Here is an 18,459-nt window from a genome sequence, read left to right on the forward strand (position 1 = left end):
GAAAATTCGCCACAACCGTTTGAGACATGATCAATGGATGTATCAAAGGCCCTCAAGACCCTTGGTGTTCATATCGATCTTTCGTCATGCAATGCGACCCCCGGTTGGTCGTGCACAAGTTGAAGGAGTTGCAGTATGCAGTCACATGCAAAAGTCGTGGTTGTCGGTGGTGGATGCGTCGGGGCGTCAATTCTATATGGGCTGACTGAACATGGATGCTCTGATGCCGTTATGCTGGAACGCACCACACTGACCTCGGGTTCGACGTGGCATGCGGCTGGTTTGCTAGTAACCTTTGTGCGGTCGCACAACGTGTCGAAGATGACGATGGAAACCATCCGCATCTATACCGAGGTGGAAGAGAAGATGGGCAGTTCGGTCGGACTGCGTAAGGTAGGACAGCTGCGGGTCGCCAATACCGAAAAGCGCTGGGATGAGTTCCAGTCCTATATCTCGATTGCCGAAGCTGCGGGCGTGCCTTGTAAGCTGCTGACGCCAGAGGAGATTGCCGAGGTTCATCCCTTGCTGAACCAAAGCCCGGATATTCGGGGTGGTATCCTGCACACGGAAGACGGCTATGTGAATCCCGCCGACATTACCATGGCATTGGCCAAGCTCGCGCGGGATGCCGGCGCCAAGGTATACCAGAACACCGAAGCGCAGGCTTATGAGAAGCTGGACAATGGCCACTGGAAAGTGACCACCAATCAGGGTGAGATCACCTGCGAGCATCTGATCTTTGCCACCGGCAACTACGCCCGCGAAAATGCGCGCCGCGTGGGGCTGGACCTGCCATGTATCCCGATCGTTCACCAGTATTGGACGACCGAGACGGTGCCGCTGTTGAAAGAGCGCCGGGCGCAAGGCTTGCCCGAATTCCCAATCCTGCGGGATGAGGACTACGGCGCTTATCTGCGCGAAGATGTGGGCGGGATCCAGTTCGGGCCGTATGAATTCACCAAAGACCTCAAACTATTCGCCGAGGATCGTGTCCCGCCCGAGTTCGGAGCCGATCTGTTGCCCGAGGATTTTGATGCCGTGGAAACCCAATGGGAACGCGCCATCGAACGGGTGCCAACCTTGGGTGAGGTTGGGATCAAGGCCAACACCCGTGGCCCGTTCCAGATGACCCCGGACGAGCTGCCTCTGGCCGGACCCGCGCCAGGGCATGAGAACCTTTGGCTGGCCGAAGGCATGCCTGGTGGCATCCTCTGGGGCGGCACCGTTGGTAACCGTTTGGCCAAATGGATCGTCGATGGCGATCCGGGCATGGATATGTCGGAGCTCGACCCGCGTCGATTCTCGGACTACGCCTCAAAACGTTGGACCATGGATAAGGTGCGCGAGACATGGGGCACCCATATGGATGCGCATGTTCCGGGTGAGGACTTCCCGGATGCGCGCCCGATGAAGACCATGGGGTCATATGATCTTTTGACTGCTCAGGGCGCGGTTTGGACCAGCTTTAACGGCTACGAATTTCCTCGCTGGTTTGCCAAATCGCCCGAAGAGGCGATCCCCGAACACAGTTTCCGCCGCACCAACCATATGGAGCGTGTTCAGGAAGAGGTGCGCACCACCCGTGAAGAGGCTGGCTTCATCGAAATGTCGCCGATGACCAAGTTCACTGTGCGCGGGCCGGGTGCCGCCAAATGGCTGGATAGCCTGATGGCCAACAAGCTGCCCAAGGTGGGCCGCATGACCTTGTCGCTGATGTTGAACGACAAGGGCGGCATGGATGCGGAGTACACAATCGTGCGCTATGCCGACGACGATTTCTACCTGATATCGACGCCGAACTGGCGAGCCTACAATTGGGATCAGTTACAGCGCGTGCTGCCAGGTGATGGCTCGGTGGTGATCGAGGATATCTCAGAACAGCTGGGCGTGATCGCACTGGCCGGGCCCAAGGCACGGGACATCCTGCAACCATTGACCGATAATGATTTGTCGAACGAAGCATTCCCATGGCTGTCGGCACAGATGGGCGAGGTGGGCTATGCCAAAGGTGTGCACTTGTTGCGCGTCTCCTACACCGGTGAGTTGGGATGGGAACTGCACCACCCGGTCGGGTACAATCGCCACCTCGTTGATCTGCTGCTGAAATCGGGTGTGAAACCCTTCGGGCTTGAAGCGTTGGAGTCGATGCGGCTTGAGAAATCCTATCGCGCGATCAACCGCGAAATCTGCAAGGACCTGACCCCATATGAGGCCGATTTGGGCCGTTTCGTTGCAATGACCGAGAAGATCGGCGGGCAGGTGGCCGAACGTGATTTCATCGGCAAAGCCGCGTTGCAACAGCAGCAGGAGCAGGGTGGATACAACACACTGGTCACACTGAAGCTGCCGTTCTGCGACACCTCGGTGATGTTTGACGAAGGCGTCTATGCCGATGGCAAGCTGATCGGACGCGTCACTTCGGGCGGATTCTCGTATTACTGCAACCACGACATTGCGATGGCGCTGGTTCCATACGAGATGACGGCACCCGGCACCAAAATGCAGGTGCTCATCCACAATGAAATGCGCGAGGCCGAAGTGATCGATACCTGCGCCGTTGATCCCACCAGCGCCCGCGCGCGCGCCTGATCCGGAGGATTTGAGATGGCAGAAGTCAAAGCACGCTCGGGCCGTGGCGGTGGACGTGCCGCGCGGGTCAAGGCTCGTACCAACCCGCCCCCTGTCTACTTGTCGACGCTGAACCGCAAAGTTGGCCCGATTGATCTGCTTGGTCCCGAAGGCGTTGAGAAAATCCACAATGCGGCCATGACTATACTTGAAACCACAGGGATTGAGTTCCGCGATCCGGTGGCATTAGCGGATTGGAAGAAGTACGGTGCGGATGTGCAGGGTGAGCGGGTGCGCATCGGACGCGAGATGCTGATGGACCTGATCTCGGCCGTTCCCTCGGAATGGGGCTATGCCGCGCGCAACCCGGAACGCTCGCTGCGGGTGGGCAATCGGCATTCGGTCTTTGCCAATGCGTATGGCGCGCCATTTGTCTACGGTCTGGATGGTGTGCGCCGCCCTTCGATGCTGGAGGATGCGCATAACTTCTTCAAACTCAGTCAGATGAGTCAGTCGATGATGGTACCGGGTATTTTGCCGGTCGAGCCGCAGGACGTACCCGTCCCGCAACGCCACCTGGAGCTGGTTCATGCCGCACTGACGCTGACCGACAAACCGATCAAGGGTTCAGTTCTATCCGAACAGGCAGCGTTGGATTCGGTAGAGATGACTCGCATCGTGTTTGGTGAGGAATTTGTTGACAACAATGTGGTGATGGCAGCCCTGCTGAACTGCAACACACCGTTGGTCTGGGATGAGACCATGTTGCAGAGCCTGCGCGTCTATGCCGCCGCCAACCAGCCCTGCCTGCTGTCGCCCTTTGTTCTTGCAGGGGCGAGCACACCTGCAAGCCCGCAGGGCGGTGTCGCGCTGCTGATTGCAGAATCTCTGGCCGGTATGGCCTACAGCCAGATCATCCGGCGCGGAGCCCCGATGGTGCTGGGGGTAGCAATCATGGGCGTTTCGATGAAGACAGGTGCACCGATGATGGGTTCGCCCGAACCAGGGCTGATGAACCTTCTGGTGGGTCAGATGGCTCGGTTTTATGGTGTGCCATGGCGGACCTGTACCATGTGGACCGGATCGAAATCCCCGGATATGCAGGCTGCGTTCGACACCGCAAACACCATGTGGCCGGTACTGCTGGGCGGTGCAAACTACATCGTACACTCAGCAGGCTTCCTTGAAGGCGCGCTTGGGGTCAGCTACTCTAAATGGGTGCAGGACGCGTTGCAGTTGGAAAACTTCCACCGTTTCTTCAGCGGCCTGCAAGAGGAAAATCTGGACACGTTGCTGGGCGACATTGACAAAATCGGACCGGGTGGGCACTTCCTTGGTACTGACCATACGCGCGAAAACCCAATGCATATGAACCACTTGCAAAACAATGACAGTTTTGAACAGTGGGAAGCAGAAGGTGCTAAAACCGCAGAAACCGTTGGCACGGAAGAGGCGCAGCGTATGCTGAACACCTACGTCCAGCCACCAATGCCGGACGATCAGCGCGTGGCGTTGGATGAATTCGTCGCTAAGAAGCGGGTGGAATACAGCGCCTAAACAGATCTGCAAGCGGGCACTTATGTGCCCGTTTCCTCAACCAACGACAGGATTAGGCACATGGCCGATAACTCGACGATCGCTCTCTCACTCGACGAAGTAGAGGAATTGGCAAAATCTGTCCTTGTGGCTGCAGGCATGGATGAACATGGCAGCACGGTTCTGGCCGGGCTTGTGCGGATGAGCGAGCGCGACGGCCCGCGTAGCCATGGGTTAAGGATGTTGCCTGTTTATGCGCAGAGCTTTTCTTCGGGATATGCCAACCCCGAGGCCGACCCGAGTGTCGAACGGATCGCACCGGGGGTTCTGCGCGGAGATGGTGACAATGGCTATTACCAGATCGTGGCCGCCAAAGCGCGAGACGAGCTTATTGAAATGGCGCGCGCGAATGGTATTGCCGCGTTTACTTGTGCCAATTGCCACCATCTGGGGGCACTACGTTTCGATACAGGTCCGCTGGCGGACGCTGGGCTGGTAGCGCTAGGTGTTGTGAACTCGCTCTCGATGGTGGTGCCGCAAGGCGGCACCCGCCCTGTTTTTGGCACCAATCCGATGTCCTTTGCTTGCCCGCGACCGGGTCGTGCGCCGGTTGTTTGGGATCAGGCCTCGTCAATGGTTGCGCTGATGGACATCCGGATGGCCGCGGCCGAAGGGCACGAATTGCCGCGCCCTGCGGGGCTTGACCCGAACGGTCAGCCAACCAGCGATCCCAACGCGATTTTGGAGACCCGCAGTCTGTTGCCGTTTGGCGAGCACAAAGGCGCTGCGATTGCCTTCTTGATCGAAGTTCTCGGCGCGGCACTGGCCGGTGGAACATTGTCCGTGGACAATGCCAACCGCGAAGCGCACGGTGCCTTGAATATCAAGGGCGGTTCAACGTTGATCGCGATTGATCCGGCGCGTTTCGGGAATGCCGCATTTGAAGACTATGTCCAACGCATCTGCGCTGAGATTGAAGGCAACGGGGATGCCCGCGTTCCCGGAGATGGCCGCTTGAAGAACCGTGCTGCGGCCGAAGCGGATGGTGTTCGCGTCACGGCGGACTTGATGAAGCAACTTCGCGAACTTCTGTAGGGGTCCCAGTAATGGCACGGGTGGTTGTAATTGGCGGCGGCATCGTCGGAATATCCTGTGCGCTGAAATTGCAGTCGCAGGGCCACGAGGTCACCATCGTAGAACCGGGTCCGGTTGGTGAGGGCGCGAGTTGGGCTTCCTGCGGGTGTATCGCAGTGGGTGAGATCGTGCCGTTGTCGCAGCCGGGGATGCTGATGAAAGTGCCGGGCTGGTTGCTGGATGCCGAGGCCCCGTTGACACTGCGCCCGGCTTCAGCAGTGAAGCTGCTGCCGTGGTTTGCACGGTTTACCGCCAATGCGCGACGCTCGAAAATGCGCACAATCGCCTCCGATCTGGCAAGACTTACGTTTGCTGCAACAGCGGATTTCAAGGCTCAGCTTTTAGATGTAGGCCATCCTGAGCTTTTGGTCGAACGGCCGGTAATCAAGTTGTTTGACGACGACAATGACCTTGCGACCATGCGCCCAGCTTTTGAGTTGGCGCGTGAGTTGGGCTGCACGATTGATCAAGTTACAGGTCAGGAAGCGCATGAAATCGATCCTGCAATAGCATCTGATTTCAAACATGCAGCTTTGCTTAGAGACTGGAGTTTTGTGACGGACCCTAAGGTATTGGTTGAAACGCTGACGCAGAGTTTTAGCAGCCGCGGCGGGGCAGTCGTCGCAGGAAGAGCAATCGGTTTTACGCAGGACGGACAACATGTGAAAAGCGTGAAGCTGAGCGATGGGCGATCGATCAGCGCAGATGATTTCGTCATCGCTGCGGGAACGCCGTCTAGAATCTTGGCCAAGACGCTGGGCGTTCAACTGAGGATGGAAGGGGTGATCGGATATTCGACTGCGTTGAAAGATAGCGGGGTCGAGCTCCGCCATACGGTGTTTTATGCCAAAGGCGGGTTTGGCATTACACCGTATCAGCAGGCGCTGGCAGTGGCCGGTACCGCAGAATTTGCCGACCTGAACGCGCAGCCGAATTGGAACCGAGCCGATGTGCTGGTCAGGCGTGCATTCCGCGTATTACCGGGTTTGAAGACCGATAATGCGGAACGCCGGATGGGTCGCCGCCCGTTTACACCGGACACACGTCCGATCATTGGCCGCAGCAGGCGACTGGCTAACGTCGCCTTTGCGACGGGTCACGGACAGCTTGGCCTGACACTAGGCGCGACGACGGCGCGTATAATCGCAGATGTAATTGCTGGCAGATCACCGGACATCGATATAGAAGCCTTCAGTCCAGATCGGTTCTCGTCCTGAGCCAAAGCCCGCCCAGCTCTTTTTGAGCCACATGGGACGTCATCAGCAACGCGATCATCCAGCCAGTCACCACGGCACCCGCGGTGCCGAACCAGACACCAATTTCGTTAAAGCCGAGCAGGCCGACGAAAATCCAGACAAAAAAGGCGACGCCAAATCCCTGACGATATAGGCTGATCCACACGGTCCAGATCGGTCGCTTCAAGGCTTGCAATAGCGAGTTGATGGAAAACAGCATCATGTAGATCGGGAGGATCAGACTATCGACACGTAGATAGCTAAGTCCGACGCGGATCACTTCGGGATCGTCTGTGAAAAAGCCCATCATAAGGCGGCCAAATATCCACAATATGGGGGCTGCGATGGCGGTCATGATGAACCCGACTTTCCAGCAATAAAACAGTGCCTCGCGTACCCTTTCATAGTCGCGGGCACCGAAATTCTGGGACGCGATGGGCAGCAGTGCCCCCGTGACCCCCAGCACCGGCAAAAGCAAAATCTGCTCAAGCCGAATGGCAATGCCAAAGCCAGCGATTGCGTGCTCTCCAAAGATTTTCAGGGCGAACTGCATGACGAAACCTGACAGCAGCATCACGAAGAAAGATGTCGCTGTGGGAAGTACCTGAACCGAGATCTCCTTGAACTTCTGTAGGCGCGGAATGAAGTTTCGGGGGCGCATGCGCCTCATCCTGCGGCGTCTGAGGACCTGACGGATCAGAAACACCATCACACCGGTCTGGCTGATCACCGTCGATACAGCGAGGCCATCAAATCCGATGCCCGGGATCATGCCCGGAATGCCGTAGATCAAGAGGGGGTTCAGACCGATATTGGCAAAAAACGCCACCATGAGGGCGCGTTGCATCGATACCGCGTCACCATGTGCCTGGAGAATGCCATTGCAACCGAAGGCCAGTAGAAATCCGGGCAAGGCCAATAGGAGCCAGTGGAAATAACGTAAACCTGCATCGCGATAAGGTCCCGGTTCCGAAACCAGAGTTATCAGCGCAGGGCCGTACCAGAGACCAGCCGCCGCCAGAACACAGGCTGCAATGAAGCCATAGATCATTCCCTGTGCCGCAAACCGCCGCGCTGCTCGAGTGTCTCCAGCGCCTAATGCGTTGCCGACCAGCGCGCTCATCGCGGCACCCAACCCGACCCCGACCGAAATGGCAATGAAAAAGGCCTGAAAACCTAGTGCCAATCCAGCCTGCGCGCTGGTCGAGAGAAGGCCGGCGAAGAACATGTCGACAACGTTGTAGAGAGTGTTGAACAACATCCCGATTGCGCCCGGGATCGCCAGGGTTCGGAAATGGGTCGAGATTGGCCCGCGCGTCAGATCAATTTCAGTTGGGATGGCCATATCAACTGGCCACTACGGACGTTCGGCCTGAACGGTCAGGAAGACGAACTCGGGGGTCAGTACCTCTTCGAAGCCGTGATTCAGCTCTGCATCGACGCTGATGCTGTCTCCTGCTGAAAGAGTAAATCGGGCCTCGCCGTAGCGATAGATGGCCTGCCCTTCGAGAACCTGCACAAACACGACGCCATGGCCGACATAAGTGGGCGGCTGCCCCTCGTCGCGCAACAACGTGACACGACGGGCCTGAAAGCGCAGGTCCTTCCGGGAATGCAGCGCAAGGTTGACGTATTCGTGCGAATGGCCGCCCGCCAGTCGCGTAGACTTTAGCCCTTCGCCATGGCGAACCAGCGTATAGTCGGTGTGATCTGTCCGCGCTTCGCGAAACAGCGATACGATTGGTACTTCCAACGCCTCGGCAAGTGCAGCCAGCGTATCGATTGACGGAGAGACCAACCCGTTTTCGATACGGCTGACCATTGCAGCCGAGATACCAGACTGTTCTGCCAACCGACGGGCGGATTGCTTGCGGCTTTGGCGCAGCTCCCTGAGCGAGGCACCAATAGCGCGATCAATCTGTCTTCCCGGCGTGTCATCGTGCATGATTCAATCCGTCAATCCTCGGCGTAGTAGCCCACCACGTCCCCTTCCGTTGTGACACCCAGACCATTCAGCAATCGGTTGGCATAATTGAAATATCCGACGATCTGGTTGATCTCGAGAATCTCTCCGTCTTCCCAGCCGGCATCTTTCAATGCGCGAACTTCGGATTCCTCCATTGCACCCGGCGACAGGGTCAGCTTTTGCGCATAGATCAGCGCGGCCAACTGCGCACCTTCAAATGCGTCCTGCGGACGATGGGCCTTTAACGCGGCCTCGATTGCGTCGGCGCGTGCGTCGTCACCGATCAGATGTCGGGCGTTTGCCCAATGGTTGGCATAAGAATAGGGGCAGGTGTTCAACGTCGATACGTAAGAGCTGATGACTTCCTGAAACCACATGGGTATGGAATTGGCTTCATCATGCAGGCACGCGCGATACAGAATGACGTGACCTTTCATGGTGTTGGGACGCAGTGAATGCACGCGCATCACGTTGTCCACGGTCCCGTGTGGTGTGCGCGCCAGATCCAGAGTCGCTCTCAGGTGCTCGTCGGCATCTTCGTCAGATATCATCCGAATCCAGGCGGACATTCACGTTTCCTCTCGTGTTTTCTGTTTCTATTTTCGCGGCGTGTGCCGTTCGGCTGAGTTTTTTATTGACGAATATTGCACATTAAGCAACCATATTGAACAGCGCGCAACGAATTTGAGGATTCTGAGGCTTTGCCAGATCTCTCCACTCTGCCTGAATCGCCGCGAATGACTTCGTGCGCATGCGTGCATGACCTCATGTTGCGATCGCACTACCACAGCGTCATAGATCAGCGACGCCAGCTGATCCGCATCTTGACAGGTTCGGCATGACACAGCTCTCCCCCATGATCGAAGTGACCAATCTGGATAAGTTCTATGGGACTTTCCATGCGCTCAAGAACATCGATCTGACCGTTCATCAAGGTGAGAAGGTGGTAATCTGCGGCCCGTCCGGATCGGGAAAGTCCACCCTGATCCGCTGTTTCAACGGGTTAGAGTGGCATAATTCCGGGCGTCTCGTGATCGATGGGATCGAAGTCTATGAAGGTGCCAAGGAAATCCGTGGACTGCGACAGGAAGTCGGCATGGTCTTCCAGCAGTTCAACTTGTTTCCGCACCTGACTGTGCTTGAAAACCTGATGATCGGACCGATGAAGGTGCGCAAGCTATCCAAGGCGCAGGCCGAGGAAACCGCGCGCAATTATCTCGACCGCGTTCATATTCCTGAGCAGGCCGATAAGTACCCGGCGCAATTGTCGGGGGGGCAGCAACAGCGCGTCGCTATCGCGCGGTCCTTGTGCATGGAAACACGGATCATGCTATTTGATGAACCAACATCCGCGCTTGATCCCGAAATGATCAACGAGGTGCTGGATGTGATGGTTGAACTGGCCGATACGGGCATGACCATGGTGGTTGTCACGCATGAGATGGGGTTTGCGCGCAAGGTCGCCGACACGATGGTCTTTATGGAGGCGGGGCAGATCGTCGAAATCTCGCCGCCCGATCAGTTCTTCACCAACCCGTCAAGCGAGCGCTGCCGTCTATTCCTGAACCAGATATTGGAACACTAACGTGACCGATCTGGGCATATCACAGGGACGCGGGCAAGCGCTGCCGAAGCCGCCACTATACAAGCGGTTCTTTGGCTCGGTGTTAGTGTCCGTCGTGATCTATGCGGTTATTGTCGGTTTGATCGCCTACGGGTCATATGTTGGCGCGCAGGGTATGGGCTATAATTGGCAGTGGTATCGCGTGCCCCAATTCCTGTACCGCAACACCGAGATTGGGTTCGAGTGGGGCGAAATCCCCATCGGACTGGTTGCCACGATCAAGCTGTCAGTTACCTCGTTTCTGCTGGCCACAGCTATCGGGTTGCTAGTGGCGTTACTGCGCTTGTCCGGCTTGGTAGTTGGCACTGCTGTCGCGGTTGCCTACCTTGAACTGATCCGCAATATCCCTCTGCTGGTTCTGCTTTACCTGTTCTATTATGTCCTGGGTCCTATCTTTGGATTTGATCGATATACCGCCAGCATCCTGACTTTGGCGGTGTTTCATTCAGCCTTGATTTCAGAAATCCTACGGGCGGGGATCAACGCCATCCCATCTGGTCAGTGGGAGGCGGCCAAGTCTATCGGTATGACCCCCTATCAGACCTACAGATATATCATTCTGCCGCAATCTGTTCGCTTTATGCTACCGCCCATGACGGGCGAGGTCGTCCACTTGATCAAATCCTCGGCTATTGTCAGCGTCATTGCCGTGGCCGAACTCACCACCTTCGGGCGCAACATTATATCCGACACGTATATGAGTTTTGAAATCTGGTTCACTATCGCGCTGGTCTATCTGGTGGTGACCCTGATCCTGTCGATTGGCGTTAGCTATCTGGAGAAGAAATATGCCGTCGACCAATAACCACAAGAACTTAACCGGACAACAAGGAGAACCAAGATGAAGCTATCTCGCAGAATGCTCGGGGCGGCCCTGGGCGCGGTCGTGGCAACAGGCATGGCGACCTCAGGCTGGGCGCAAAGCGCGACTCAGGAACTGTCCCGCGAAAGTGTGATTGAAACGATCAAACAGGATGGAGTGATCCGGATTGGTCTGTCGCTGTTCGTGCCGTGGTCGATGCGCGACAAGAATGGTGATCTGATCGGGTTCGAACTGGATGTCGGTCGCAAGCTGGCCGAGGACATGGGTGTAGAGGTCGAGTTTGTACCGACCGCCTGGGATGGCATCATCCCGGCGCTCGTATCCGGCAATTTCGACGTGATCATCTCGGGCATGTCGGTGACTGCGCAGCGAAACTTGACGATCAACTTCACCGATCCTTACGCGTATTCGGGCCTGGCTATTATGGCTAACAAACAGTTGACCGATGGTATGTCTTTGGAAGATTTCAATAAACCTGAGGTCACCTTTGCCGCTCGTCGCGGTGCGACACCAGCTACGGTGATCGCGGAAAACTTCCCCAACGCGACGCTGCTGTTGTTTGATGAAGACGGTGCATCAACGCAAGAAGTGCTGAACGGAAACGCGCATGCCTCAATGGCGGCCCAACCCACACCGAACCGCGAGGCCGGTCGTCATCCGGAAACTCTGACCGTTCCGTTCGATAACCTCTATGATCCGCGTGGCGAAGCGTTCGGAGTACGCAAGGGCGATCCGGACGCCATGAATTTTTTCAACAATTGGATCGCTCAGAACTGGCGGTCGGGTTGGTTGGAAGAGCGTCACAACTATTGGTTCGCAACTGAAGAGTGGGCAGACCAGGTTGCCCAGTAACCAATTAGCCGGGGGCGGATCAGCCGCCCTCGGGCCTGAAGCGGAGCGCCCAGGTGCCTGAATTTCTTAGAAAACTCAGATGGCCAGATTATCTGATCGTAGCGGTATTGATCGCCTTCTTCGGATATATCTGGCTGTCGATCGAAGGTACGCTGAACTATAAGTGGCGGTGGGAATTGATCCCCAGCTACATCGTCGGCTGGCATACTGGGCGAGAAGAGTATTTTGCCAATCTATTGCTGCAAGGCTTGGTGGCGACGGTTCGTATCAGCATCTATTCCGGCATTTTGGCGCTCATTCTGGGTACAATTCTGGGGATCGCGCGCTGTTCTGCCAACCTGACTATACGCATGCTGGCACGCACTTATCTTGAATTTCTGCGTAATGTGCCACCGGTTGTTGTTGTCTTTATTTTCTTTTTCTTCCTTTCGCAGCAACTGATCGACGCACTAAACCTTGAACGCTGGGCGCGTGGAATTGCGCGGCAGGAAGACAACCAGATCTGGACATTTTTCTTTGGTGAGATGCGGCGCTTTCCGTCGCTTGTCTCAGGTGTCATCGTTCTGGCACTGTTTGAAAGCGCATTTGTCGGCGAAATTGTCCGAGCAGGTATCCAGTCGATCCCGAAAGGTCAGCGCGAAGCTGCACGCTCGATCGGTATGAGCCGCATACAGGAATTGCGCTATGTCGTTCTCCCGCAGGCGATGAAAAAGGTTGTGCCACCGTTAGCGAACCAGTTCATCTCATTGATCAAGGACAGCTCAATTCTGTCGCTGATCTCGGTTCAGGAACTGACCTACAAGACCGTCGAACTAGTCGCCTCGTCTCGAATGATCTTCGAGGCATGGATCACAACGGCGGCATTCTACTTCGTTGTTTGTTTCGGTCTTAGCCGTATTTTCGCGCGGCTCGAAAAACGATCAGATAAGCGCTAGGTTCTGGTCACATACGGACCTGAACCATCCCGTCTATTATGCGCGTTTCGAATACGCGCATGGCTCGGGTCGCAGGTGCAGAAACAGGCTTGCCTTCCCGAACGTCGAACGCGCCCTGATGCAAGGGGCATTCGATGACATGGCCGTCAAAATAACCATCGCAGAGATCTGCGCCACCGTGATTGCACAATGCCAGTGAGGCGTAGACACCGCTGGGTGTGTCATATACCGCAATCAATCGTCGCCCGACTGCGACCCGCGTGACCCAGTTTTTTTCCAGTTTAGATGCCTCGATCAGATCGCGCCATGGTTTGTCTGCCTGCATCGCTCAGGTCCTCGCTTTGCGCTGCATGATCTGGCGCAGAATGTCGCGATGCGCGGCAAGATATCCGCCCTTTTCGACAAAGATATGATCCTTCAGCTTCTCATGCAGCCGGGGCAGGGCGTGGAATGGGACCGAGGCGACATAATGATGTTCAGCATGATAGTTCATATTCCAGCACAGAAAGGACATCGGTTTTGACACCAGATTGGTGCGTGTATTCTCTGACATCTGAGCCACGGTTGGCCGCCCAACATGTTCGGTCATGCGCACAAATCGCATCACGGGCTCGCCCAGAAACAATGGTATGATCCAGTACCAGATCAGGCCCCACCACCCGGTGATCGCCATAGCAACAAAGACAACCGCGTAGATGGCAAGCATACGACGCGCGTCCCAATAGACCGATTGGTGTTCTTCCTTGGGAATAAAGCGCAGTTCTGCCGCACTGAGTTTGCCAAATGCATGGCGAAACAGCTCGGTAAACTTGGCGCGCCAGTAGGGCAAGGCGGACAGATACAGAAGATACTCGCCAAGCGTTTTGGGTAGCGGGATCAGTTCGGGGTCTTCGCCAGTCAGTTGGGTATAGGTATGGTGATCGCAATGCTCATACCGAAAGAACCGATGCGGCAAGATAATGATCAGCCCGCAAATCTGGCCAACCAGATCATTCAGCCAACGGGTGCGAAACACAGTATAGTGCACACATTCATGTTGCAGTGAGAAATGGTGCACCAGAACGGTGCCTTGCAGGAACATCGCGGGCCAGATCAGCCAGCTGTTCCAGGCTAGAGTGATCAGCGTTGTCGTGCAGGCCAGAACCAGAAACCAAAGCGCCAAATGGCGCAATCCGGGCCCGTTCGAGCGTTGCATGAATCCTTTAAGCTCTTCGCGTGTCAGTTTTCCTTCGGCCAGAGCCTGAGTCAGCGGCGTGACGATAGCTTTTGACATGTGATTTCCATGATTTTGCCGGAGCGGGGGTCTTGCCCTCTGCGCATATTCCGGCACCGGAGACGGGAGTGCTCCGCACCATAGGGCCAACTCGAACAGACCCTATTATCAAAGAGTATTTCCACAGCTTGTGATTCGATCAAGCCGCTATTGATCAGCCAACTGCACGCAGACCGATATCCGGATCGGGATGGGCGAACAGGGCGGCCGCGCAGGGGTGCCGATCCAGGATTGATTGACCGCAAGGCAACCGTTCGGCATGGAATGTACCTCGGTCCCAATAAGTTACGCCATCGATTTCGATGGAAGGATCAATAATGTTCCAGCTGATTTCACCGGGGGCGTACGCCCCGCAGGTGTGGAAATGCAGGATGCGTGGATTTCCGAAAGCGGAGCCGCCCCAGCGTTCATAGTTTTCGCGCATATCCCAGGGGTAGCCGCAGCCCGGATGGATACCTGCGTGCCAAGAGTGCACGAAATTGCGATCAATTCCCAACTGATTGGCTACCCGATCATAATGCGCCTCGGCCCGTGCGGCATTGGCGGGATCGCCGTCAAAACGCTGCAGCCGCCCATTCTCCATCATCGCAAAGACGGGGCGGTCGAATTCGATGGTGTAGTCATCGTAATACTTCGACCCCGTTCCCGTCAGAAAACTGATCGCCACACGGCCCGAGAAACTGTGGGCAGGAACCGGGGTAAAGACTGACATCGGAAAGCGCAGGATCGAGGTGTCGCCCGAGGGTTGCAGGTTCATCACCGGCCGACCGCTTACATCAGTGCCCAACGGGCAAGTGATCCGCACCTCGCTGGCCGCGTCCAAGACCGCGTTGATATCGGCCTTAAGCTCCATGAACGCATCGTGGTGGCCGTTGGAGAAACCAGATCCCAGCATTTCTTTGGTTAAAGCGAAGCTAACGATGACTTTCTTACCCTGCGGCATGTCCGAGAACCGCAACTGATCCCCAAGACGGGCCAGAAATAGAATGATGTCTGCCGCTTCGAACCGGGCAAGCAGATCGGGCGATAATTGCGGATTGTCCGGATTGAAGCCCACATCAATCGTGTCGACCCCCAGCCCAAGTTGACGGGCCGCCTGACTGACAACATTCACGCTGTCGGCGTCGAAATATCCAAACTCTGCAGGTTCATAGGCAATCAGCAGCCTTTCACCCGCCGCCGCGCGGGCGCAATTGACCAGCAGATTGTAAGCGCCCCGCTCTGGCGTCATGTCGGACATCGACATCTCCTGATTACTTGACATTATCAACTTACGGCCTAAGGCCGCCGGCAATCCATTTGAAAGTGATAATGGCTGACATTAGGATGACTAATATGATCTTGAATCTGCCATACTCCGCGCTGCGAGCCTTTGAGGCAGTTGTACGCCATTCCGGCTTTTCACCCGCCGCCGAGGAACTGGGGGTCAGCCAAAGTGCCGTCAGCCAGCACGTCAGATCGCTCGAGGAATGGCTTGGGCGGGATTTGCTGGTGCGCGGTGCGCGGCAATCGCGACCTACCCGCGAAGGTGAGCAATTGGCGCAGGCAATCTCGGATGGGCTGGGCCGCATTTCAGATGTGTGTGCGCAACTTCGCGATCGAACGCGTGCGGACCGGACCATCGTGATTTCATGCTTGCCGGGGTTTGCATTCAACTGGCTGTTTCCAAGGCTTCTGCACTTTGATTTGGCCCACCCGGACCTGTCTATTTCGATCGCGACTGATACGGGATACTATCCGTTTTCCGGCGCAGATTCCGATATCGGCATTCGATATGGTCTTGGTGAATATCCCGGGTTTGAAGTGGATTTGCTTATGCCGGAAAGGCTGTTTCCCGTCTGCGCGCCCGCGCTGTTGCCTGAACTGAAGCGCATTGAAGATTTGTCACAGCACACACTGCTCGTAGATGAAAATCTGCACCATGGTACGTCCAGCCCAACATGGGAGTTCTGGGCGCGGCAATCCAATCTGACATTGCCGTCTGGAGTGCGCACGCGCCGATTGGGCCAATCAAACATGGTCATACAGGCAGCGATTGAGGGGCTGGGGGTGGCGCTTGGGCGCGAACCGCTGGTGATTGATGCCTTGTGCGATGGCCGTCTGGTGCGACCGTTTCAGCAACTGACTCAATCGCCACTTTCCTATTGGCTCGTCCGGCGCCCTGATAGCAAAGACAGCCAAAAAGTCAGCGAGTTCCTGAACTGGATCAAGGCCGAAGTTGCTTCGCAGCCCGATCTGCCCCCGTCGGTTATGCTGCCGAATTAGCTTGCCTTATATGTATCATTACAAATCCAGAATGGTGTATTGCACTGACGCTGCCATAATGGCGCTAAGCCAACTGATCAAATTGGAGAGCAAACCATGTACCTCAGAAATTGCTGGTATGTTGCCGCCTGGAGCAAGGATATCGGGCGCGAACTGAAAGCTGAGACATATCTGGGTGAGAACATTGTGCTCTATCGTCAGCAGGATGGGACGCCCGTTGCGCTTGAGAATGCCTGCCCGCATCGCAAGCTCCCGCTATCCGATGGCAATCTGAAAGGGGATCTGGTCGAATGCGGCTACCACGGGCTGACATTCGATTGTTCGGGCAAATGTACGGACAGCCCAACGCAGCGGGGGATGACGCCTCGGCGCGCGGTGGTGAAGTCTTATCCAGTTGTCGACCGCTATCGCCTGCTCTGGATCTGGATGGGCGATCCTGAACTGGCTGATCCGGGCCTGATTTTCCCAATCGAAAACTTTGATGACACGAGCTGGGGCCTAACCGATGGCGGGGTGATGGATATCGATTGCCATTATCTTTGGGTTTGCGACAACCTGCTTGATCCCAGCCACGTGGCCTGGGTACATGTCTCGTCATTCGCCGGCGCGGGAACGGATGAAGAGCCTCTGGACGTCAAAAAGACAGATCGCGGCGTGATTGTCTCGCGCTGGATCGAAAACAAACCACCATCGCCTTACTATGCCAAACTGGTCTCGTTCGACGGCGATTGCGACCGCTTGCAGCATTACGAAATGTGCATGCCCGCAATCGGGCTGAATAAGTCCATCTATACTCCGGTTGGTACGGGTGGATATGACAAAGATCCTGTCGATGAGACATTCATCAACATCTCTTACAACTTCATGACGCCAATCAACGAGGATCAGACCAGGTATTTCTGGTTCCAGCATCGCAACTCTGATCCGGACAATGCCGAGGTTTCAAAGTTCATGAATGACGGTGCCCGGATGGCGTTTCTTGAAGACAAAGATGTGCTGGAAAAAGTGCACAAGGGCATGAAAAATGCTCAGACACCGCATATTGATCTGGGTTTGGATGCCGGGGCAAAAACATACCGACGCGTGCTCGACCGAGCGATCGAGGCCGAGGCCGCTGTGCCAGAGGGTGCAATTCGGCAAGCCTGAAACCTGAACAGAGGCCAGTTCCCGGCCCCTTATCTTAGGTATTGCTATAGATGACAGGGAAGCGCCCACCGGCAAAGGGAGCACCCGGTTTCAGGTCGTCATCATGCAGCCATTCAGTGACGCTATCGCGCGGTTCCTAGGTGGCACCTTCAACGGCAAAACGTACCGCATATCCACGCCTGCGACGGGTCGAGGTTCGGTTGCCCATCGCCGAATGCACAGTCATTCCATCGAAGGCCAGTGCATCGCCAGGTTCCATCTGTTCATGGTGGAATATGTCATATTTAGTGCGATCCGCCTCGAAATCGGGCATGTCGATATAGTCCGGGTTATCCTCTTCCAGATAGTGAAGAAACTTGCCAAGCTGGTCAGTTTTGAAAGGCCGGTATTTTGCGCCCCAAGCGTGCGAGCCACGGACAAATTCCAGCGCTCCATTGTCTGGGTCGACAGGATCAAGTGCGATCCACATTGTCATGATGGGACCGGCCACAGGCCAATAGGGCTGATCTGTATGCCAGCCGGTCTGGGTGCGTGTGCCAGGTTCTTTCACGAAAATTTGGTCATAGATCAACGATGTCCAGGGGCTGCCCGCCACCTCGGCCACTCGCTTTCCAATATCTGAGTTCAGACAATAGTCCTGAAAGACACTCGGTTTTTCACGCATATTTTTATAGGCAAAATACCGGTCACCCTTTTTAACCTCTTCGTCCACGGCATCACGCAACTTGTTTAACCAATCGTCCCTGAGGAGGTTTCTCAATAAAACGACGCCGTCGCGCGCATACGCTTGCTGAACAGTATCTGTATCCGGTGTGTTAATCATAGTTCTTCCATCCATAGCTTCCGCCTCATTTCCCGGCGGGTTTGAATTCAGGCGCAAAGCGCCACGGTCTGCATGGAGTCAGAGAGAGGGTGAACTGCGGCAGTTTATGATGAAGCAGGGCCAGCGGGATCGGGCCGACCATTTGCCAGCAAGATTCCGATGAAACTGTTCAATTTTGAAGGTCATGCGCCATGGTAGCCCCCGACCTTTGATTGCCCAAGCAGCTTTTGCGTAATGGTAAATATATTTATTGAAGATATATTTTTTCTGATAAATATT

General features: G+C 55.8%; 17 protein-coding genes. 10 read left to right on the forward strand and 7 right to left on the reverse strand.

Annotation, left to right across the window (positions count from 1 at the left end; all coding sequences use genetic code 11):
* Positions 1 to 135 precede the first annotated feature (135 nt).
* The 4 genes from ACR0AH_RS06820 to ACR0AH_RS06835 are packed head-to-tail and all read left to right on the forward strand — an operon-like array spanning position 136 to position 6,455.
* Complete coding sequence (locus ACR0AH_RS06820; protein WP_480591016.1) at positions 136 to 2,589, forward strand: GcvT family protein; 2,454 nt, start codon at positions 136 to 138, stop codon at positions 2,587 to 2,589.
* Between the two features lie 15 nt (positions 2,590 to 2,604).
* Positions 2,605 to 4,125 carry a trimethylamine methyltransferase family protein gene (locus ACR0AH_RS06825; protein WP_480591018.1) on the forward strand — a complete coding sequence of 507 codons (1,521 nt, stop codon included), beginning with the start codon at positions 2,605 to 2,607 and terminating at the stop codon, positions 4,123 to 4,125.
* A gap of 60 nt (positions 4,126 to 4,185) precedes the next feature.
* Positions 4,186 to 5,199 (forward strand): Ldh family oxidoreductase, encoded by a 1,014-nt coding sequence (locus ACR0AH_RS06830; RefSeq protein ID WP_170732628.1) that lies wholly within the window; start codon positions 4,186 to 4,188, stop codon positions 5,197 to 5,199.
* Between the two features lie 11 nt (positions 5,200 to 5,210).
* Positions 5,211 to 6,455, forward strand: a complete 1,245-nt coding sequence (locus ACR0AH_RS06835) for an NAD(P)/FAD-dependent oxidoreductase (RefSeq protein WP_170732629.1) — start codon at positions 5,211 to 5,213, stop codon at positions 6,453 to 6,455.
* Here ACR0AH_RS06835 and ACR0AH_RS06840 read toward each other — a convergent pair.
* From ACR0AH_RS06840 to ACR0AH_RS06850, 3 genes are read right to left on the reverse strand one after another with little or no spacing between them, the layout of a single operon-like run.
* Positions 6,430 to 7,818 carry an MATE family efflux transporter gene (locus ACR0AH_RS06840; protein WP_170732630.1) on the reverse strand — a complete coding sequence of 463 codons (1,389 nt, stop codon included), beginning with the start codon at positions 7,816 to 7,818 and terminating at the stop codon, positions 6,430 to 6,432. The genes ACR0AH_RS06835 and ACR0AH_RS06840 overlap by 26 nt on opposite strands.
* 12 nt (positions 7,819 to 7,830) lie before the next feature.
* Complete coding sequence (locus tag ACR0AH_RS06845) at positions 7,831 to 8,418, reverse strand: helix-turn-helix transcriptional regulator (RefSeq protein ID WP_170393837.1); 588 nt, start codon at positions 8,416 to 8,418, stop codon at positions 7,831 to 7,833.
* Between the two features lie 11 nt (positions 8,419 to 8,429).
* Positions 8,430 to 9,008 carry a carboxymuconolactone decarboxylase family protein gene (locus tag ACR0AH_RS06850; protein ID WP_170393839.1) on the reverse strand — a complete coding sequence of 193 codons (579 nt, stop codon included), beginning with the start codon at positions 9,006 to 9,008 and terminating at the stop codon, positions 8,430 to 8,432.
* A gap of 269 nt (positions 9,009 to 9,277) precedes the next feature.
* Here ACR0AH_RS06850 and ACR0AH_RS06855 point away from each other — a divergent pair, with 269 nt between their 5' ends.
* Genes ACR0AH_RS06855 through ACR0AH_RS06870 form a run of 4 tightly spaced genes read left to right on the forward strand, consistent with a single transcriptional unit; the run spans position 9,278 to position 12,673 of the window.
* Positions 9,278 to 10,024 carry an amino acid ABC transporter ATP-binding protein gene (locus ACR0AH_RS06855; RefSeq protein ID WP_480591019.1) on the forward strand — a complete coding sequence of 249 codons (747 nt, stop codon included), beginning with the start codon at positions 9,278 to 9,280 and terminating at the stop codon, positions 10,022 to 10,024.
* A gap of 1 nt (position 10,025) precedes the next feature.
* Positions 10,026 to 10,868 carry an amino acid ABC transporter permease gene (locus ACR0AH_RS06860; protein ID WP_170393841.1) on the forward strand — a complete coding sequence of 281 codons (843 nt, stop codon included), beginning with the start codon at positions 10,026 to 10,028 and terminating at the stop codon, positions 10,866 to 10,868.
* A gap of 36 nt (positions 10,869 to 10,904) precedes the next feature.
* The gene (locus ACR0AH_RS06865) at positions 10,905 to 11,738 is read left to right on the forward strand and encodes a transporter substrate-binding domain-containing protein (protein ID WP_170393843.1); all 834 of its coding nucleotides are present in this window, start codon (positions 10,905 to 10,907) and stop codon (positions 11,736 to 11,738) included.
* A gap of 53 nt (positions 11,739 to 11,791) precedes the next feature.
* Positions 11,792 to 12,673 (forward strand): amino acid ABC transporter permease, encoded by an 882-nt coding sequence (locus ACR0AH_RS06870; protein WP_170646825.1) that lies wholly within the window; start codon positions 11,792 to 11,794, stop codon positions 12,671 to 12,673.
* Between the two features lie 7 nt (positions 12,674 to 12,680).
* On the opposite strand, the gene ACR0AH_RS06875 is transcribed toward ACR0AH_RS06870, so the two are convergent.
* The 3 genes from ACR0AH_RS06875 to ACR0AH_RS06885 all read right to left on the reverse strand — a co-directional run bounded on the left by ACR0AH_RS06875 (position 12,681) and on the right by ACR0AH_RS06885 (position 15,186).
* Positions 12,681 to 12,998 (reverse strand): non-heme iron oxygenase ferredoxin subunit, encoded by a 318-nt coding sequence (locus ACR0AH_RS06875; RefSeq protein ID WP_170646826.1) that lies wholly within the window; start codon positions 12,996 to 12,998, stop codon positions 12,681 to 12,683.
* Between the two features lie 3 nt (positions 12,999 to 13,001).
* Positions 13,002 to 13,946: a fatty acid desaturase family protein gene (locus ACR0AH_RS06880; protein ID WP_170646827.1), complete on the reverse strand. Its 945-nt coding sequence runs from the start codon at positions 13,944 to 13,946 to the stop codon at positions 13,002 to 13,004.
* A 154-nt stretch (positions 13,947 to 14,100) separates the two neighbouring features.
* Positions 14,101 to 15,186, reverse strand: a complete 1,086-nt coding sequence (locus ACR0AH_RS06885) for a hypothetical protein (protein ID WP_480591021.1) — start codon at positions 15,184 to 15,186, stop codon at positions 14,101 to 14,103.
* 95 nt (positions 15,187 to 15,281) lie between these two features.
* Between ACR0AH_RS06885 and ACR0AH_RS06890 the strand changes: the two genes are divergently transcribed.
* Together ACR0AH_RS06890 and ACR0AH_RS06895 are read left to right on the forward strand one after the other, a co-directional pair.
* Positions 15,282 to 16,211: a LysR substrate-binding domain-containing protein gene (locus ACR0AH_RS06890; protein WP_170732632.1), complete on the forward strand. Its 930-nt coding sequence runs from the start codon at positions 15,282 to 15,284 to the stop codon at positions 16,209 to 16,211.
* A gap of 96 nt (positions 16,212 to 16,307) precedes the next feature.
* Positions 16,308 to 17,357, forward strand: a complete 1,050-nt coding sequence (locus ACR0AH_RS06895; RefSeq protein WP_170732633.1) for an aromatic ring-hydroxylating oxygenase subunit alpha — start codon at positions 16,308 to 16,310, stop codon at positions 17,355 to 17,357.
* Between the two features lie 136 nt (positions 17,358 to 17,493).
* Here the strand turns inward: ACR0AH_RS06895 and ACR0AH_RS06900 are convergent, their stop codons facing one another.
* Positions 17,494 to 18,195 carry a phytanoyl-CoA dioxygenase family protein gene (locus ACR0AH_RS06900; RefSeq protein ID WP_480438930.1) on the reverse strand — a complete coding sequence of 234 codons (702 nt, stop codon included), beginning with the start codon at positions 18,193 to 18,195 and terminating at the stop codon, positions 17,494 to 17,496.
* Positions 18,196 to 18,459: the final 264 nt, after the last annotated feature.

The sequence above is a fragment of the Ruegeria sp. AM5 genome, assembly GCF_056540645.1.